The organism is Kitasatospora sp. NPDC001527 (assembly GCF_040298605.1).
Lineage (GTDB): Bacteria > Actinomycetota > Actinomycetes > Streptomycetales > Streptomycetaceae > Kitasatospora.
Genome location: NZ_JBEPAM010000003.1, coordinates 279,187 through 295,877 on the forward strand (window position 1 = coordinate 279,187; position 16,691 = coordinate 295,877).

General features: G+C 75.7%; 17 protein-coding genes. 8 read left to right on the forward strand and 9 right to left on the reverse strand.

Going from position 1 to position 16,691, the window contains the following annotated elements; genetic code table 11:
- Window positions 1–122: 122 nt before the first annotated feature.
- The 6 genes from ABT238_RS04935 to ABT238_RS04960 all read left to right on the forward strand — a co-directional run bounded on the left by ABT238_RS04935 (window position 123) and on the right by ABT238_RS04960 (window position 7,051).
- Entirely contained in the window at window positions 123–1,637 is a 1,515-nt protein-coding gene (locus ABT238_RS04935) for an SPFH domain-containing protein (RefSeq protein WP_350755560.1), read from the forward strand.
- An 83-nt stretch (window positions 1,638–1,720) separates the two neighbouring features.
- Window positions 1,721–2,734 carry a 3-oxoacyl-ACP synthase III family protein gene (locus ABT238_RS04940; protein WP_350560489.1) on the forward strand — a complete coding sequence of 338 codons (1,014 nt, stop codon included), beginning with the start codon at window positions 1,721–1,723 and terminating at the stop codon, window positions 2,732–2,734.
- On the forward strand, window positions 2,731–3,471 hold the full coding sequence (locus ABT238_RS04945; protein WP_350560490.1) for a glycosyltransferase: 741 nt from the start codon (window positions 2,731–2,733) through the stop codon (window positions 3,469–3,471). The genes ABT238_RS04940 and ABT238_RS04945 overlap by 4 nt, the downstream gene beginning before the upstream one ends.
- A gap of 39 nt (window positions 3,472–3,510) precedes the next feature.
- A complete protein-coding gene (locus ABT238_RS04950; RefSeq protein ID WP_350755561.1) occupies window positions 3,511–4,998 on the forward strand; it encodes a class I adenylate-forming enzyme family protein in 1,488 nt (495 codons plus the stop codon).
- Window positions 4,995–6,083 carry a cytochrome P450 family protein gene (locus ABT238_RS04955; protein ID WP_350560492.1) on the forward strand — a complete coding sequence of 363 codons (1,089 nt, stop codon included), beginning with the start codon at window positions 4,995–4,997 and terminating at the stop codon, window positions 6,081–6,083. The genes ABT238_RS04950 and ABT238_RS04955 overlap by 4 nt, the downstream gene beginning before the upstream one ends.
- 62 nt (window positions 6,084–6,145) lie before the next feature.
- On the forward strand, window positions 6,146–7,051 hold the full coding sequence (locus ABT238_RS04960) for an NAD-dependent epimerase/dehydratase family protein (protein ID WP_350560493.1): 906 nt from the start codon (window positions 6,146–6,148) through the stop codon (window positions 7,049–7,051).
- 55 nt (window positions 7,052–7,106) lie between these two features.
- Here ABT238_RS04960 and ABT238_RS04965 read toward each other — a convergent pair whose 3' ends face one another.
- The 3 genes from ABT238_RS04965 to ABT238_RS04975 form a co-directional block, all read right to left on the reverse strand.
- Window positions 7,107–7,307, reverse strand: a complete 201-nt coding sequence (locus tag ABT238_RS04965) for a DUF5326 family protein (RefSeq protein ID WP_350560494.1) — start codon at window positions 7,305–7,307, stop codon at window positions 7,107–7,109.
- 217 nt (window positions 7,308–7,524) lie between these two features.
- On the reverse strand, window positions 7,525–8,196 hold the full coding sequence (tenA, locus tag ABT238_RS04970; RefSeq protein WP_350560495.1) for a thiaminase II: 672 nt from the start codon (window positions 8,194–8,196) through the stop codon (window positions 7,525–7,527).
- 56 nt (window positions 8,197–8,252) lie between these two features.
- Window positions 8,253–8,570: a cupin domain-containing protein gene (locus tag ABT238_RS04975; RefSeq protein ID WP_350755562.1), complete on the reverse strand. Its 318-nt coding sequence runs from the start codon at window positions 8,568–8,570 to the stop codon at window positions 8,253–8,255.
- A 101-nt stretch (window positions 8,571–8,671) separates the two neighbouring features.
- Here ABT238_RS04975 and ABT238_RS04980 point away from each other — a divergent pair, with 101 nt between their 5' ends.
- Complete coding sequence (locus ABT238_RS04980) at window positions 8,672–9,046, forward strand: phage holin family protein (protein WP_350560497.1); 375 nt, start codon at window positions 8,672–8,674, stop codon at window positions 9,044–9,046.
- A 96-nt stretch (window positions 9,047–9,142) separates the two neighbouring features.
- Here the strand turns inward: ABT238_RS04980 and ABT238_RS04985 are convergent, their stop codons facing one another.
- A complete protein-coding gene (locus ABT238_RS04985; RefSeq protein ID WP_350560498.1) occupies window positions 9,143–9,568 on the reverse strand; it encodes an SsgA family sporulation/cell division regulator in 426 nt (141 codons plus the stop codon).
- A gap of 216 nt (window positions 9,569–9,784) precedes the next feature.
- Window positions 9,785–10,585, reverse strand: coding sequence for an IclR family transcriptional regulator (locus ABT238_RS04990; RefSeq protein WP_350560499.1), 801 nt, complete (start codon window positions 10,583–10,585; stop codon window positions 9,785–9,787).
- A 327-nt stretch (window positions 10,586–10,912) separates the two neighbouring features.
- Between ABT238_RS04990 and ABT238_RS04995 the strand changes: the two genes are divergently transcribed.
- Entirely contained in the window at window positions 10,913–11,440 is a 528-nt protein-coding gene (locus ABT238_RS04995) for an NUDIX domain-containing protein (RefSeq protein ID WP_350560501.1), read from the forward strand.
- A gap of 36 nt (window positions 11,441–11,476) precedes the next feature.
- On the opposite strand, the gene ABT238_RS05000 is transcribed toward ABT238_RS04995, so the two are convergent.
- From ABT238_RS05000 to pdhA, 4 genes are all read right to left on the reverse strand, one after another.
- On the reverse strand, window positions 11,477–12,952 hold the full coding sequence (locus ABT238_RS05000) for a globin domain-containing protein (protein WP_350755563.1): 1,476 nt from the start codon (window positions 12,950–12,952) through the stop codon (window positions 11,477–11,479).
- Window positions 12,953–13,180: 228 nt separating this feature from the next.
- Window positions 13,181–14,500, reverse strand: coding sequence for a dihydrolipoamide acetyltransferase family protein (locus ABT238_RS05005; protein ID WP_350755581.1), 1,320 nt, complete (start codon window positions 14,498–14,500; stop codon window positions 13,181–13,183).
- 5 nt (window positions 14,501–14,505) lie between these two features.
- Window positions 14,506–15,525, reverse strand: a complete 1,020-nt coding sequence (locus ABT238_RS05010) for an alpha-ketoacid dehydrogenase subunit beta (RefSeq protein WP_350560505.1) — start codon at window positions 15,523–15,525, stop codon at window positions 14,506–14,508.
- On the reverse strand, window positions 15,525–16,664 hold the full coding sequence (pdhA, locus tag ABT238_RS05015; protein ID WP_350560507.1) for a pyruvate dehydrogenase (acetyl-transferring) E1 component subunit alpha: 1,140 nt from the start codon (window positions 16,662–16,664) through the stop codon (window positions 15,525–15,527). The genes ABT238_RS05010 and pdhA overlap by 1 nt, the downstream gene beginning before the upstream one ends.
- Between the last annotated feature and the right edge of the window lie 27 nt (window positions 16,665–16,691).

The window sequence follows — 16,691 nt, forward strand, 5'->3', positions numbered from 1 at the left end:
TCCGATGACCCTCCGGTGACGGTCTTGTGACTGACCGTCATGTCACGTCCCTTTCCCCCGATCCGGCCCGGGCGGACAATCCGATTCGGCGCATCTCCTGCGCCGGAAGGGGGAGTTGAACCATGGGACTCGTCATCGCCGGGGCGGTCGCCGCGGCATTGATCATCGGGATCGCGCTCTTCAAACTCATGTGGCGGGTGGCCGAGCCGAACGAGGCGCTGATCATCTCCGGTTCCCGGCACCGCACCGAGGGGGTCGGCGACGGTCTGGGCTTCCGGATCGTCACCGGCCGCGGCACCCTCGTCACCCCCGGCCTGCAGGGGGTCCGGCGGCTGTCGCTGGACCTCAACGAGGCCGAACTGAACGTCGAGTGCGTCACCACGCAGGGCATCCCGGTCCGGGTGAAGGGCGTGGTGATCTTCAAGGTCGGCGACGACGAGGTCTCGATCGCCAACGCCGCCCGCCGCTTCCTGGACCAGCAGAAACTGATCAGCCAGCGCGTCCACAACGTCTTCGCCGGCCACCTGCGCTCGATCGTCGGCGGGCTCACCGTCGAGGACATGATCCGCGACCGCGAGCGGCTCACCGGCGAGACCAGGGCCGCCTCCGGGCTGGAGATGGAGAAGCTCGGACTGATCATCGACACCCTGCAGATCCAGGAGATCATCGACCCGACCGGCTACATCAAGAACCTCGCCATCCCGCACGCCGCCGCCGTCCAGCGCGACGCCCGGATCGCCCAGGCCGAGGCGGACCGGCTGGCCACCGAGGCCGAGCAGGAGGCCGCCGCCCGCAAGGCCGAGGCGACCCGCAACAGCGAGATCCAGCAGTCCTCGTACCAGGCCGAGATGGACACCGCCACCGCCCGCGCCCGGCAGGCCGGGCCGCTGGCCGACGCCGCGGCCCGGCAGGAGGTGGTGGTCCAGGAGACCCGGGTCGCCGAGCTGGAGGCCCGGCGCAAGGAGCAGCAGCTCCAGATCGACGTGCGCAAGCCCGCCGACGCCCGCGCGTACGACACCCGCACCACCGCCGAGGCGGCCCGCGACGCCCGGATCTCGGCCGCGCAGGCGCAGGCCCGGGAGACCGAGCTGGCGGCGGCCGCCGAGGCCAGCCGGGTGCGGATCGGGGCCGAGGCCGACGCCGAGGCGACCCGGCTGCGCGGTCTGGCGCAGGCCGAGGCGACCACGGCGACCGGCCAGGCGGATGCCTCCGCGGCCGAGGCGCGCGGTCTGGCCGACGCCGCGGCGGCGCGGGCGATCGGGCTGGCCCGGGCCGAGGGCATCAAGGCCCGTGCCGCCGCCCTGTCCGAGAACCAGGACGCGGTGGTGGCCCAGGAGTTGGCGGAGAAGTGGCCGCAGATCGTGGCGGCCGCGGCGGAGTCCTTCGGCAACGTCGAGCACATGGTGCTGCTCAACGGGGCCGACGGAATGGGCGAGCTGTTCGCCAAGGCGCTCGCGATGGGCGGCACCGGGCTCGGGCTGGCCCGGCAGCTGCTGTCCACCGTCGGCCCGGACGCCGCCACCGCCCCGGCGGGCGCGGCCCCGGCGGCGGCCGTCCCGGTCCCGGTCGACGCGGCGCCGGTCGACGCGGCGCCGACCGACGCGGTCCCGGTCGACGCGGCGCCCGGGGAGGACTGACCAGGCGTTTGGGTAGCCAGGCCGCGCCCGGCTGAGTACGGGTACTCAGGCGGGCGCGGCCCGGCGCACCGGACGATGAGCGCATGCACCCAGCAGCCACCGCGCGGATCGGCATCACCGCCGTCGGCGCCCAGCTCCCCGCCCGCCGGCTCACCTCCCGGGAGCTCCAGGACGAGATCACCGCGGGCGGCCGACTGCGCCTGCCGGAACGGACCCTCGAAACGGCCACCGGCATCGTCACCCGGCACTTCGCCGCCGACGGCGAGTACGCCTCCACGCTGGCCGTCGGCGCCGCCCGGCGCGCCCTGGACGCCCGCGGGCTGCACCCGCTCGACCTCGACCTGCTGCTCTTCGCCTCCGCCACCCGGGACGTCGCCGAGCCCGCCACCGCCCACCTCGTCCAGGCCGAACTCGGCTCCCGCGCCCACGCGTTCGACGTCAGCAACGCCTGCAACAGCTTCCTCAACGGGATCGACCTGGCCCGCGCGATGATCCTGGCCGGCCGGGCCCGGCGGGCCCTGGTGGTCACCGGCGAGACACCCAGCCGGGCGATGCGCCGCGCCCCGGGCGGCGCCGGGCAGTTCCGCGAGGGCTTCGCCGGCTACACCTTCGGCGACGCGGGCGCCGCCGTGGTCGTCGAGGCCGTGGAGCGCGGCGGCATCCTCGACGTGGAGACCGAGACCGCCTCCGAGCACTGGGAGGCCGGCGGCATCCCGGGCGGCGGCTCGCGCCACCCGCGCGGCGACGAGTACAGCTACTTCCGGGGCGGGGGAACGGAGTTGCGCGGGGTGTTCGAGAAGATCGGCCCGGACATCCTGACCCGGGTGGCCGCCCGCACCGGCTTCGCCTGGGACGACTACGCCCGGGTGCTGGTGCACCAGGTGACCGTCCCCTACCTGGAGCGGTTCGTCGAGGCCACCGGGGTCCCGGAGGAGAAGCTGGTGGTCACCGTGCCCGAGCTCGGCAATGTCGCCAGCGCCACCATCGGCGTCCAGCTCGACCGAATACACGGCGAGTTGGCTCCCGGCGACAAGGTGCTGATGGTCGGCCTCGGCGGTGGCGTCAGCCTGATGACGATGGTCTGGGAGGCGTCGTGACCGAGCTGTGGGTGATCGTCCCCGCCTACCAGGAGGAGGCCCGGATCACCGGCACCCTGGAGGCCCTCGCCGCGCAGCGCGACCGCGCTTTCACCCTGCTGGTCGCCGACAACGGCTCCACCGACGGCACCGTGGCCGCCGTCCGCGCCTTCGCCGCCCGGGCGCCGTTCCCGGTCGAGGTGCTGGTAGAGCCGGAGAAGGGCGTCGGATCCGCCGTCGACACCGCCTTCCGGCACGCCATCGCCCGGGGCGCCACCCTGCTCGCCCGCACCGACGCCGACTGCCTGCCCGAACCCGGCTGGACCGCCGCCGCCCGGGCCGCGCTGCACGGCTGCGGCGGCCTGGTCTGCGGCCGGGTCACCGCCCGCCGGGACGAGCACGGGCCGGCCGGGCGCGCCGTCTTCCTGGCGCTGGTCGCGCTCGGCGCCCTCTTCGGCCGGATCCGGCCCGCACACCGGCGCCGGCACGGCTACCTCACCCCGTACCGGATGCACGCGGGCAACAACATGGCGATCACCGCCGAGCTGTACCGGGCGGTCGGCGGCATGCCGCGCCGCCCCTCGCCGACCGACCGGCTGTTCATCAACCGGGTCCGCCGGCACACCGCCGCGATCGTCCACCGCCGCGACATGGTGGTGCAGAACTCCACCCGGCGGATCCGCGCCTACGGGGTGGTCGGCACCGCGCGCTGGTACCTGGAGCGCGGCGCCGGCTCCCGCGCCGTCGACGTCCGCTGACCCCTGCCGCCCAGATCCGTCGCACCCCGAGGACACCCCGTGCTCGACCGGCTCGCCCACGACTTGCGCACCGTCCACCCCGACCGCCCCGCCGTACTGGGCCGCACCCGGCTCGGCACCACCCGGGTACGGATCCGCCGCGGCGAACTCGCCGCCCTCGCCGACAACTACGCCGTCGCCCTGCACGCCCGCGGCCTGCGCGACGGCGACACCCTCGGCGTCGCCGTCCGCCCCGGCCCGCGCGCCCTCGCCGTCCTGCTCGCCGCGCACCGGCTCGGCCTGCGCACCGCCGTCCTCGACCCGACCGCCGGCCCCGACGTGCTGGCCGCCCGGCTCGCCCTGGCCCGGCCCGAGCTGGTGCTCGCCGACGCCGCCGCCCAGGCGGTGGCCGGCTGGGCCGGACCGCTCGCCCGCCGCGCCGACCTCGCGCTGCCCCCGCTGGCCGCCCTCGGCCCGGTCGCCACGCTGGGGCGCCGGCTGCCCGGCTGCGCGCCCCGGCTGCGGACCAACCCCTTCGGCGCCTCGGTGCCGAGCGTCCCCGGACGCGACGCGCCCGACCGCGACGCCGACGCCGTCATCGTCTTCACCTCCGGCACCACCGCCCGCCCGCGCGCCGTGGTGCACTCCCGCGGCGGTCTGGCCGCCGCGCTGCGCACCGTCACCGACCTGGTCGACCCGCGCCCCGGCACGGTGGTGCTGGGCGGCACCTTCTTCGTGCTGGTCCCCGCGCTCGCCGCCGGCGCCGCCGTCGTCCTGCCGGCCCGGGAACCCGCCGCGCTGGCCCGCCAGCTCGACCGGCTGGCCCCGGCCCACAGCTACCTCACCCCGCCTCGGCTGCGCGCCGCGCTCGCCGCCGGGGCCCGGTTCACCGGCCGGGTCTGGACCGGTTCGGCGCCCGCCGACGCCGCCCTGCTGCGCCGGGTCAAGCAGGCCGGCGCCGAGCAGGCCTGGGGCGTCTACGCGCTCACCGAGCTGTTCCCGGCGGCCGCCGTCGAGGAGGCCGAGAAGAGCGCCTTCACCGGCCCCGGCGACCTGGTCGGCGCCCCGCTGCCGGGCGTGCGGACGGGCCTCGGCGAGGACGGCGAACTGCTGCTCACCGGCCCCGGCGCCCGGCACCGCTACCTCGGCGAGGAGCCCGACCCCTGGGTGCGCACCGGCGACCGCGCCACGCCCGACGCCGACGGCCGGATCGTGCTGGCCGGCCGCCTCAAGGACATGGTGCTGCGCCGCGCCGAGAACATCTACCCGGGCCTGTACGAGCCCGCCCTGCACCTGCCGGGCGTCGAACTCGCGGTGCTGGTCGGCGTCCCGGCCGGGGACGGCGACGAGCGGCTGGTCGCCCTCGTCCAGCCCACGCCCGGCACCGACCCCGAGCGGCTGCGCGCCGCGCTGGCCGGCCCGCTGGAGCGGATGGGCTCGGCCCGCCCGGACGCCCTGCTGTTCGGCGAGGTGCCGCTGGCCGGCCGCTCCCGCAAGCCCGACCGGGCGGCCGCCTCCGCCCGCTGCGCACGGGAGCTGGCGCGATGACCACCGCGACGGCCCGGGAGCCGGCGCGGCACCCGGGCGCCCGCCGCCGGGACCGCCGGGTGTATTCGCGCAGCCACCCGCTGCTGTTCGCCCTGCTCGCCGCCACCCGGCGCCGTCCGGTCGTCCGGCTCGGCCGCACCGTGCTGGTGCACGGCGCCGAGGCCTACCGCGAGGCGCTCACCCGGATCCCGCTGGACCGCACCGCGCCCGGCACCACCGGCGGCGCCGCCGCCGAACTCACCGCCGGCGGTGTGCTGTTCGACCAGGAGGGCACCGAACACCGCGGCGCCCGGCGGGAGCTGGCGCTCGGCCTCGACGCGGCGGCGGTGGACCGGCTCCGCCCGCGCTGGCGGGCCGTGCTCGCCGACCGGCTCCCGGCACTGACCACCGGAGGACTCGAACTCGTGGCGTTGTCACGCGAGTTGGGCGGGGTGACGGCCGCCGCGCTGACCGGCGCCGGCGGCTGCCCGCACGCCCTGGCCGACGCCGCCGGCGAGGCCGCCGCGGCCGCCGCCCGCGACCACCTGCCCGGCCCGCGCCCGCGCGGCGCCGCCCGGACGGCCGCCGCGCGCGCCGCCGACCTGGCCGCGCTGCTGCCCGACCCCCGGGACGCGATGCTCGCGGTGGCCACCGTCAACACCACCGTCGCCGCCCTCCCCCGGGCCGCCGCCTGGTGCGCGGACGCCGGACTCTGGCCCTCGGTCGACGCCGCCGGCGCGCCCGCGCTGGCCGCCGAACTGCTCCGGCTCACCGCGCCCTCGCCGCTGCTCCCCCGGGTGGCCGCCGCCGACGCCGAACTGGCCGGCCGGAGCGTCCGCAAGGGCGACCGGCTGATCCTGGTCGCCCGGCACGCCGCCGGGGCGCACCGCCCGGCGCCGTCCCCCGGGCCCGCCGCCGCCCAGGCGGTCTTCGGCGCCGGCCCGCACGCCTGCCCCGGCGCCGGGGCGGCCCGTGCCCTGCTCGCCGAGCTGCTGCTCGCGCTCGCGCCGTACGCCCCGGTGGTCACGGGAGCCCGCGCCGACCGGCGGGCCGCCCTGCCCGGCTGGGCCGCGCTCACCCTGCGCGCCACCCGCACCCCCGGCTGAACCCCCGGCCCGCCCGGACCACCCAAAGCGCGAACCACCCGAACCACCCGAGGAGACCCCCCATGCGGATCGCCGTCACCGGCGCGAGCGGCTTCTGCGGCTCGCACGTCGTCCGGGCCGCCGTCGCCGCCGGCCACGACGTGCTCTGCTACGGCCGCCGCCCCGGCCCGGCCGGCCGCCACGTGCGCTGGGACGCCACCGCCGGTGAACCCGACCTCACCGGCGTCGACGCGGTGGTGCACTGCGCCGCCGCCGTCGCCGACCTGCCCCCGGGGTCCGCGGCCGAGGCCGCCCAGCACGCCGTCAACGTCACCGGCACCGAACGCCTGCTGCGCGCCGCCGGGGACCGGCCGCTCGCCTGGGTCTCCAGCGCCAGCGTCTACGACCCCCGCTCCGGTCGCGAGGCCGTCCGCGAGCACCACCCCACCGAGACCGGCCACCTCAACGCCTACGGCCGGACCAAGGCCGCCGGGGAACGGCTCGCGCTGGCGGCGGGCGCCGTGGTGCTGCGCCCGCGCGCCGTCTACGGCCCCGGCGACCCTCACCTGGTGCCCCGGTTGCTGGAGCGGGTCCGGCACGGCCGACTGCTGCTGCCCGGCGGCGACGTCCGGCTCAGCCTCACCGCCGTGCAGAACCTCGCCGACGCCTGCCTGTCCGCCGTCGGCGCGGGCCGCACCGGCGACCGGCCGTGGACGCCGGTCGCCTACAACATCGCCGACGCCCGCCCCTACCGGCGCGACGCGGTGGTCCGCGCGGTGCTGGCCGCGCACGGGGTGCGCGCCCGGATCCACCACGTCCCGGCGCCGCTGGCCCGGCTGGCCGCCCGCACCGGACGGCTCCCCGGCCTGACCCCGTACGCGGTGGACCAGCTCTCCCGCAGCGTGGTGCTGGACCTCGCCCGCGCCCGTTCCCAGGGCTGGCGTCCGCACCGGGACCTCGACGCCTTCCTGCGCGAGTCCACCGGCTGAGCAAGCGCGGAGCCCGCGCCCCTCCCAGGGGGCGCGGGCTCCGGTTGCCGGTCCGCTAGTTCTTGGCGGCCTTCTTCACCAGGACCACCACCGCGGCGGCGATGCCGACCACCACCAGCGCCTTGACGGCGAAGGCCAGCAGTGCGCCGACCACGCCGAAGACGAACATCAGCAGGTTCCAGGCGAGCACCAGCACCAGCACCGGCACGACGATGTTCCGCACCCACGAGGGCAGCGACTTCCAGAGCTCAGCCATGTCCGTTCCTTCTCTCCCCAGGGGGTCGGCTGCCGTCCGGTGCCGCATCCCGTTCGCTTTCGGTACTTCGATCGTACGGTGACGCGAGAGGCGGAACGAGGCCCGACGGCCCCGAGAGAACCCGGAGATCCCCCCGAGCCCGGACCCGGGGTGAACCCCCGGCCCGACCTCGGGGAACACCCCCGACCCGGCCCCCGGACAGGGCCCCGCGACGGGCTCAGACCGGCCAGGCCTCCCCGCGCCAGGCGGCGTCCCAGAACATCCACTCGTAGCGCGAGGTGGTGACGAAGTGCTCGGTGACCCGGCGCCGTTCGGCCGGGGAGATCTCCTCCCCGAGCCGGTCGGTCAGCGCCAGCACCCGCCGCACCACCGACTGGAAGGCCTCGTCGCCGTAGGTGGAGATCCACTTCGCGTACAGCGGGTCGGGCGAGCCCTCGGCGAGCAGCCGCTCGCCGACCCGGGCGTAGATCCAGTAGCAGGGCAGCACCGCGCCGAGGGCCTCCGCGAAGGAGCCGCCGTAGACGGTGGCCAGCAGGTAGCTGGTGTACGCGCGGGTGGTCGGCAGCACCGGCTCGGCGGCGGCGCCCTCGGCGGTGTCGCCGAAGGCGTCCAGGAACTCGGCGTGCATCCCCTGCTCGGCGGCCAGCGCGCCGATCGCGTCGTCGGCGAAGGCCCGCACCTCCTCCTCGCCGGGCGCCTTGGCCGCGCAGACGGCCAGCGCCCGGGCGTAGTCCCGCAGGTAGTGCGAGTCCTGGACGACGAAGTGGCGGAACGCCTCCCGCGGCAGGGTGCCGTCGGTCAGGCCGGCGATGAAGGGGTGGGCGAGGATCTCGGCGTAGACCGGCTCGATCGCCGCCCAGAGTTCTTCGGTCAGGCTCAGGCTGCTCATGCCCCGACCCTAACCGGCCGCCCTCGGCGGCCCGGCGGGCCCGTCCCGGCCCCGGCTCAGTCCTCCGGCGGCGAGAAGACCACCAGCACCCGCAGTTCCTCGGTGACGTGGTGGAAGCGGTGCGGCGTCCCGGCCGGGACGTAGACGACGGTGCCCCGGCCGACCGTGGCGGTCTCGTCCCCGACGGTCAGCTCGGCCCGGCCGCTGATCACCTGGTAGATCTCGTCCTGGGCGTGCGCGGTCTGGGTGTCGGTGTCGCCGGGGGCGAGCGCGTACAGGCCGGCGGACATCCGCGGCTCGCGCAGGAAGCGCAGGTACGCGCCGTCGTTGGCGGACCGTTCGGCGTCCAGGTGGTCCAGGCGGAACAGCTTCATCGGGGGCACCCCTCCTCGTGCGGCCTCGGCCCACCGGCATTCAACACCACCACACCGGCCGGGACACCCGTTCCCCTTGACCGACCTGGGACGCTGGCCTCATGAAGGGTTTCCTCATCAAGACACTGGTCAACGCGGCGGCCATCTGGGTCGCCGCCTGGATCGTCTCCGGGATCACGCTCACCGGCGACGACTGGCAGCACAAGACGCTCACGGTGGTCGCCGTGGCGCTGGTGTTCGGCGTGGTCAACTGGCTGATCAAGCCGGTGGTGCAGCTGTTGTCGCTCCCCCTGGTCTTCCTCACCCTCGGCCTGTTCACCTTCGTGGTGAACGCGCTGATGCTCTGGCTGACCTCCTGGGCCTCGGACAAGCTCGACCTGGACTTCCACGTCGACGGCTTCTGGTCGGCGCTGTTCGGCGCGCTGATCGTCAGCCTGGTGTCCTGGGGCCTGAGCCTCGCCCTCGACGAGGACTGAGCGCGTCCCGTGCAGGCCCGTGCGGAAGGGGCCCGTACCCGGTGAACCACCCGGGTACGGGCCCCTTTCGGTGCGCCTCCTGCGTCCGCCGGCGGCTCACCCGGCGTTCTCGTGGCCGTGCAGGATGAGCGCGAGCTGGGCGTCCAGGTCGCCGGCGGCCGCCTCCTCGCCGATCGGCACCAGCCGGTCGGTGCGCGCCAGGAAGGCGATCAGCGGCGGGGCGCAGCCGAGCAGCACGGCGTCGCCCTCGGGGGAGCGCAGCACCAGGCAGACCTCGCCCAGCTCCCCGCCGACCGGGTGGATGTGCACGTCGCCCTCACCGGACGGCCGGGCCAGCCCGTCGAGCAGCAGCTCGCGGGCGAAGACCCAGGTGACCGGCTCGTCGCCGGGCAGGTGGAAGGTGAAGCGGACCGCGTAGGGATCGGCGGGGTCGTAGTCGAGGTCGACGACGATGCGGAAGGTGAGCTCGGACGAGACCACCAGGTTCATGGTCAGGTGGCCCTGGACTGTGCTGTGCTGCATGGCGCCGACACCTCTCGTTCTGCCCGGCCGCGCGTGGGTGAGGGTTCGCGGGTGCTCCGGACAAGGCAGTGGGCTGACAGGGGAGGGAGTTGCGTGTGGTGCGTCCATCCTCATCGTCCCTGTTTGAGGACGTAGTGGACAAGATGTGCTTTTTCAAATGGTGAAAGAGCGGGACCGACCGGTCCGGGTGCGGACCGGCCGGGTGCTGCGGGACCGTCAGAACACGAACGACGGAGTCATCGCGCCGACGCTGCGTCGCAGTTGGCCCGCGACCGAGGCGAGCCGGTCGACCTGCTCGACCGGCAGCGAGAGGGCCATGGTGGCGACCGTCGAGCCGACGGTGATCGGCACGGCCGCGCAGACGGTGCCGAGCGCGTACTCCTGGCGCTCGACCACCGGCATGGTGGGCCGCATCCCGGCGATCCGGCGCAGGACGGCCGACTCCTCGACCAGGGTGGACGGGGTGAGGCCCACCGGAGGATGGCGCGCGAGGTGGTCGCGCCGGGCCTCCTCGGGAAGCTGGCTCAGCAGGCACTGGCCGATCGCGTGGGCGTGGGCGGTGGCCCGGAAGTCGGCCCACGGCTCGACGGCCGGCTGGTGACTGCCGTCGACGGTGTCCACCACGGTGACCTCGCCGTCCTCGTAGAGGGCGAAGTAGACGGCCGCGCCGAGTTCGTCGCTCAACCGTTCCATCCGCGCCCGCAGGCCGTCCCGTTCGGCCTGCCGGCCGTCGGCCCGGCCGATGCCCTCGACCGACTCCCCGTAGAAGAAGTACCCGTCCGTCCGCCGCAGGTAGCCCTCGTGGGTCAGGGTGCGCAGCAGGTGGTACGCGGTGCCGAGCGGGAGGCCGGCCGCGCGGGCGAGCTGTTTCGCGGTGGCCCCGTGCGGGAAGGCTCCGACGGCCTCCAGCAGGCGCAGCGCCCGCTGGACGGAGGCGATCAGAGTGGGCTGCCGCTCCTTGCGCGGGGTGCGCGCCGATCGCGTCGGCGGCGCGGTGCGCTCTGCGATCCGATCCATGGCCACAGCCACCCCCCAGCCCGAGGCATCACACGGAAGGGCATGCGGAGTGAATCACTCCGATTTGCCCGATAGTCGCCCATTGCAGCACAGGCGCGGCAAGGCTGCAATGACTCTCACACGGTTCACTCGACAAAATCCTTTGAATCAAATGCGAAGTTGATCATCTGCCTGGCATTTAAAGACCTGTTCAACGTTCATCTTCGCTATCCAAGACCTATCCCCGATGTGAACCTGCCACGGACGGACGCACCCGGGGTGGGCCGCGTTTCGGGCGCGCCGGGCCGCGGGAGACTCCCGCACAACGCTCCAGCCCCGGAGGTCGCCATGCGCACCCCGCCCCGCCCCGTCGTCAAACGCACCGCCCGGGCGATCCTGCTGGACGTCGACCCGAACGACCCGTACGGACCGGCCTCGCTCGTGCTGATCAAGCGCACCCGGCCCGGCTCCCCGCACCCGTACTGGATCACCCCCGGCGGCGGCGTCGAGCGCGGCGACCGCACCGTGGTGGAGGCCCTGCACCGCGAGGTGGACGAGGAGCTCGGCGGCAAGGTGGTCGACGTGGTCCCCGCCTTCGTGGACACCATCAGCCACACCCACCACCCCGACGGCACCCTGCTCCACCCGCACGGGGTCAAGGTCCAGCACTTCTTCGTCTGCCGGCTCGCCTCGATGGACCTCGACCGCCGGCACGGCCCCGAGGTCGACGAGCCCAACGGCGGCTACGAGGTGGTCCGGGTGCCGTTCACCCGCGAGGGCGTCACCTCGGTCAACGTGGTGCCGCCGAGCCTGCGGGCGTACCTGGCCGCCAACATCGAGGGCATCCGCGCGCTGCTCGCACCCGACCTCGGCTGACGCCGCCCGCGGGCCCGCGCACGGAACGGGCTCCGCTCACCGCGCGGCCAGGTCGTGCCGGATCCGCGCCTCCGGCACCCCGGAGCGCAGCAGCACCCCGCTGGTGCGCCGGACCATCGCGGGCGGCCCGGCGAGGTAGGCCGTCCGTCCGGCCCACGGACCGAACCGGGCCACCGCCTCCGGGAGTTGGCCCGGCCGCAGGCCGGCCGCGGCCGCCTCCGCCGTCCCGGACCCGGGACCGGAGAGCACCGGGCGGACCGACAGCCCGGCGTGCCGGCGCGCCAACTCCCGCAGCCCGTCCAGCGCGTAGAGCTCCTCGGCGCGCCGGGCCCCGTAGAACACCTGCACCGAGCGGTCCGCCGCGCCGTGCTCCACCGCCTCCTCGACCAGCGCCCGCAGCGGCGCGATGCCGGTGCCGCCGCCCACCAGCAGCAGGTCCGCGCCGTCGGCGGGGTCCAGGGTCATCCCGCCGGCCGCCGGGCCGAGCCGCAGCACGTCCCCCGGCGCGGCCCGGTGCACCAGCGCGTTGCTCACCCAGCCCGCCTGCACCGCCTTGACGTGGAAGGTCAGCAGACCGTCCGGCCGGGGCGCGGAGGCGAACGAGAAGTGCCGCCAGACCCGCGGCCACCAGGGCGTCTCCAGGCTGGTGTACTGCCCGGCCCGGTACGGGTACGCCTGGTCGGGGCGGACGGTGAGCACCGCGACGTCCGGGGTGCGGCGCTCGTGCGCGACCACCTCGCCCTGCCACCAGGGCGGCGAGGTGCGGGCGTCCCGCTCGGCGGCCTCGGCCATGATCGAGGAGACCAGCCGGTAGACCCGGCGCCAGGCCAGCTCGGTCTCGGCGGTCCACCGGCTGCCCGCGTACCGGGCCAGCGCGGCCACCAGGCACTCGCCGACCGGGCCGTAGTGGCCGGTCAGCGTGCCGTACCGGCGGTGGGCGCAGCCGAGCGCGTCCAGGTACGCCCGCAGGGCCTGCGGGTCGCCGGCGCCGCGGGCGGCCGCCAGCAGGGCACGGAAGAGGCGGTCGCGCTGGACGTCCATGGCGGCCGGGAAGAGGGCCCGGACCTCGGGGTGCCCGAGGAAGAGCAGCGCGTAGAAGTGCGCGGTGGCCCGGTCGGCGACCGGCTCGACCACCGCCAGGCTGGTCCGGATCAGCTCCAGGTCCCGGGCGGTGGGCGGCAGTTCGTCCACCGCCCGGTGCTCCGGGGCGGGCGGCGGCGCGGCGATCACCGGGGCGGGAGCCGCGGAGCCCTCCGGGACCGCCCAGTTGAGACCGGGGGCGCTGGTGAACAGCGGTTCGATCACGGGGGCCGGCGCGGCGGCGTCCGGCCGGCTCGGCGCGGGGACCGCCGGCGGATCGACCGGCATCGGAGGGACCACCGGCGGCCCGGCCGGCGCGGCGGCCGGCGGCAGGTCCGGCGGGTCCGACGGCGCCGGCGGCAGACCGGGGACGGCCGAGGCCGCCGCCGAGCCGTGCCCGGTACGGACCAGGAGTGTTCTGCGGGACTTCACCGCAACGTTTCGAGTACCCAAGAGAATCGTTTCGCCTCCGGCCGGCCTTCGCCACCACCTGGCTTGTCTCGGTTGACGCCCAGGAAGCGTGACACGACCGGAGTGCTCATCCGACGAATCGCGCGAAGCCCGGACACCCGCCCCCGGGACGCGCTACTCTCACCCGATCCGCGTCGCCCTGGGTGGCGATCCCGCCACCCAGGGCGATCCCGTGCCCGGCGCGGCCGGTCAGAGCTGCCGCAGCAGCAGGCCCGGCTGCTCGACGCAGTCCGCCACGAACCGCAGGAACCCGCCCGCGGTACCGCCGTCGCAGACCCGGTGGTCGAAGGTGAACGACAGCTGGGTGACCTCGCGCACCGCCAACTCCCCCTGGTGGACCCAGGGTTTGGCGACGATCCGGCCGACCCCGAGCATCGCCGCCTCGGGGTGGTTGAGGATCGGGGTGGAGCCGTCCACCCCGAACACCCCGTAGTTGTTCAGGGTGAACGTCCCGCCGGTCAGTTCGGCCGGGGCGATCGACCCGGTCCGCGCCGCCTCGGTCAACCGGCCGAGTTCGGCGCCGAGTTGCTCGGTGGTGAGCCGCTGGGCTTCCCGCACCACCGGGACGACCAGGCCGCGCTCACCCTGCGCCGCGAAGCCCAGGTGCACCGCCGGGTGCCGCAGGATGCCCGAACCGTCCTCGGTGACACTGGAGTTGAGCTCGGGGAAGCGCTCCAGCGCGACGGTGCAGATCCGCGCGAGCAGCGCCAGAACGCTCACCTTCGGGCCCGGAGCGGCGTTCAACTGCCGCCGCAGCGCCATCAGTTCGGTGGCGTCGGCATCCACCCAGCAGGTCGCCGCGGGGATCTCCCGGTGGCTGCGGCCGAGCTTCTCGGCCACCGCCTTGCGCAGCCCGCGCAGCGGCACGACCTCCCCCTCCGCGGCCCGCACCGGGGCCGGCGGCGCGGAGGACGGCCCGGAGACCTTCGCCGCGACCGCCCGTTCGACGTCCGCGCGCATGATCAGACCGTCCGGCCCGCTGCCGGTGACCGACGCCAGCTCGACACCCTGCTCCCGGGCCAGCCGCCGCACCAGCGGCGAGATCACCGCCGGCACGGCCGGCGCCTTCACGGGAGCCTGGACGGCCACCGGGGCGACGGGAGCAACGGGAGCAGCGGAAGCCGCCCCGGCCCCGACCCGGCGCCGCCGCCCGCTGCGCCCCGGTTCGGCGACCCCGTACCCGACCAGCGGCCGCTCCACCTCCGCCGCCCGCTCCGCCGCCACCGTCACGACCGCCGCCGCGAGCGGCTTCTCGCCCTCGCCCGGCGACACCGCGACCGTCACCAGCGGCGCGCCGACCGCGACCTCCTGGCCCACCTCGCCGAACAGCGCGGTCACCACCCCGCCGTACGGGCAGGGCACCTCGACCACCGCCTTGGCGGTCTCCACCTCCACCACCGGCTGGTCGACCGCGATCACCTCGCCGACCTCCACCAGCCAGCGCACCACCTCCGCCTCGGTGAGTCCCTCACCGAGGTCGGGCAGGGTGAACTCGCGCACGACGGGCATCATCCTCAGTCCTCCCACTGGAGCCGGGCGACCGCGTCCAGGATCCGGTCCACCCCGGGCAGGTGGTGGTGCTCCAGCATCGGCGGCGGGTACGGGATGTCGAAGCCGGTGACCCGCAGCACGGGCGCGGCCAGGTGGTGGAAGCAGCGCTCGGTGACCCGGGCGGCGATCTCCGCGCCGGTGCCGCCGAAACCGCCGGCCTCGTGCACCACCACGGCCCGGCCCAGCGAACGCACCACCCGGCAGACCGTCTCGTCGTCGAACGGCACCAGGGTGCGCAGGTCCAGCACCGCGAGGTCCCAGCCCTCGGCCTTCGCCACCTCGGCCGCCTCCAGGCAGACCGGCAGCGAGGGGCCGTAGGTGATCAGCACCGCGGAGCTGCCGGTCCGCCGCAGCACGGCCCGACCGACCGGCTCGACCGGAGCGGCCGGGTCGAACTCCGCCTTGCCCCAGTACATCCGCTTGGGCTCCAGGAAGACCACCGGGTCGTCCGAGGCGATCGAGGCCCGCAGCAGCCCGTACGCGTCGGCCACCGTCGCGGGGGTGACCACGTGCAGCCCCGGGGTCGAGGCGTAGTACGCCTCGGAGGCGTCACTGTGGTGCTCGACGCCGCCGATGCCGCCGCCGTACGGGATCCGCACGGTGATCGGCAGCGGCAGCCGGCCGGCCGTGCGGTTGCGCATCTTGGCGACGTGCGAGAACAGCTGTTCCAGCGCCGGGTAGGCGAAGGCGTCGAACTGCATCTCCACCACCGGCCGCAGCCCGTACATGGCCATGCCGACGGCGGTGCCGAGGATGCCCGCCTCGGCCAGCGGGGTGTCCAGGCAGCGGTCCGGGCCGAACTCGGCGGTCAGGCCGTCGGTGATCCGGAAGACGCCGCCGAGCGCGCCGACGTCCTCGCCGAGCACGTGCACCGCCGGGTCCTCGCGCATGGCGTCGCGCAGCGCCGAGTTGAGCGCCTGCGCCATGCTCGCGGTGCGGACGCCGGCGGGGGAGGCGGCGGTGGGGGAAGCGGCCGTCGTCATCAGTGCTGCACCTCGGCCTCGGCGGCCAGCTCCTCGGCCAGCCGCGCCGCCTGCTCGCGCAGTTGCGGGGTCGGCTCGGCGTACACGTGGGCGAACAGGGACATCGGGTCGAGCTCCGGGTCGGCGTGGAACTCGGCGCGCATCCGGGCCGCGAGCGCCTCGGCCTCCTCGGCCGCCTCCCGCGCCAGCGCGTCGTCCAGCACCCCGAGCTCGCGCAGCGCGCGCTCCATCAGCAGGATCGGGTCGTGCTCGCGCCAGGCCGCCACCTCGGCCTCGGTCCGGTAGCGGGTGGCGTCGTCGGCGTTGGTGTGCGCCTCGGCCCGGTAGGTCAGCGCCTCGACCAGGGTCGGGCCGCCGCCGGTCCGGGCCCGCTCGACGGCCTCGGCCAGGACGCCGTGCACGGCGGGCGCGTCGTTGCCGTCCACCAGCCGGCCGGCCATCCCGTAGCCGACGGCCTTGTGGGCCAGCGTCGGGGCGGCGGACTGCGCGCTGAGCGGGACGGAGATGGCGTACCCGTTGTTCTGGACCAGGAAGACCACCGGGGCCCGCAGCACGGCGGCGAAGTTCAGCGCCTCGTGGAAGTCGCCCTCGCTGGTGCCGCCGTCGCCGAGCATCGCCAGCGCGACCACCGGGTCGCCGCCCAGCCGGGCGGCGTGCGCCAGCCCGACGGCGTGCGGGGCCTGGGTGGCCAGCGGGGTGCAGAGCGGGGCGGTCCGGCTGGCGCGCGGGTCGTAGCCGGTGTGGGCGTTGCCGCGCAGCAGGGTGAGCGCCTCCAGCGGGTCCACGCCGCGCGAGACCACGGCCAGGGTGTCCCGGTAGCTCGGGAACAGCCAGTCGCGCTCGCCGAGCACCAGCGCGGCGGCGACCTGGCAGGCCTCCTGCCCGGTCGAGGCCGGGTAGACGGCGAGCCGGCCCTGCTTGGTGAGGGTGGTGGCCTGCTGGTTGTACCGGCGGCCGACGACCAGGCGGCGGTACAGCTCGCGGAGCAGGGCGGGGTCGTACTTCTCCAGGGCGGGGGTACCGAGGACGCGGACCGGGGCGGGGTCCGGGAGCAGCGGGGCCGGGTCGGTGCGGGGGGCGGTGGCCCCGGGCAGCCAACCGGGCACCGCGGTGTGGTGTCTGTGGTCGAGAACGGTCATCTCGGGGCACCTCCAGGGGTGGCGGGG

Bases quoted from the DNA above. Each gene is read 5' to 3' on its own strand.
- ABT238_RS04935 (WP_350755560.1), top strand. From the start codon at position 123: ATGGGACTCGTCATCGCCGGGGCGGTCGCCGCGGCATTGATCATCGGG.
- ABT238_RS04940 (WP_350560489.1), top strand. From the start codon at position 1,721: ATGCACCCAGCAGCCACCGCGCGGATCGGCATCACCGCCGTCGGCGCC.
- ABT238_RS04955 (WP_350560492.1), top strand. From the start codon at position 4,995: ATGACCACCGCGACGGCCCGGGAGCCGGCGCGGCACCCGGGCGCCCGC.
- ABT238_RS04960 (WP_350560493.1), top strand. From the start codon at position 6,146: ATGCGGATCGCCGTCACCGGCGCGAGCGGCTTCTGCGGCTCGCACGTC.
- ABT238_RS04965 (WP_350560494.1), bottom strand. From the start codon at position 7,307: ATGGCTGAGCTCTGGAAGTCGCTGCCCTCGTGGGTGCGGAACATCGTC.
- tenA (WP_350560495.1), bottom strand. From the start codon at position 8,196: ATGAGCAGCCTGAGCCTGACCGAAGAACTCTGGGCGGCGATCGAGCCG.
- ABT238_RS04975 (WP_350755562.1), bottom strand. From the start codon at position 8,570: ATGAAGCTGTTCCGCCTGGACCACCTGGACGCCGAACGGTCCGCCAAC.
- ABT238_RS04980 (WP_350560497.1), top strand. From the start codon at position 8,672: ATGAAGGGTTTCCTCATCAAGACACTGGTCAACGCGGCGGCCATCTGG.
- ABT238_RS04985 (WP_350560498.1), bottom strand. From the start codon at position 9,568: ATGCAGCACAGCACAGTCCAGGGCCACCTGACCATGAACCTGGTGGTC.
- ABT238_RS04990 (WP_350560499.1), bottom strand. From the start codon at position 10,585: ATGGATCGGATCGCAGAGCGCACCGCGCCGCCGACGCGATCGGCGCGC.
- ABT238_RS04995 (WP_350560501.1), top strand. From the start codon at position 10,913: ATGCGCACCCCGCCCCGCCCCGTCGTCAAACGCACCGCCCGGGCGATC.
- ABT238_RS05005 (WP_350755581.1), bottom strand. From the start codon at position 14,500: ATGCCCGTCGTGCGCGAGTTCACCCTGCCCGACCTCGGTGAGGGACTC.
- ABT238_RS05010 (WP_350560505.1), bottom strand. From the start codon at position 15,525: ATGACGACGGCCGCTTCCCCCACCGCCGCCTCCCCCGCCGGCGTCCGC.
- pdhA (WP_350560507.1), bottom strand. From the start codon at position 16,664: ATGACCGTTCTCGACCACAGACACCACACCGCGGTGCCCGGTTGGCTG.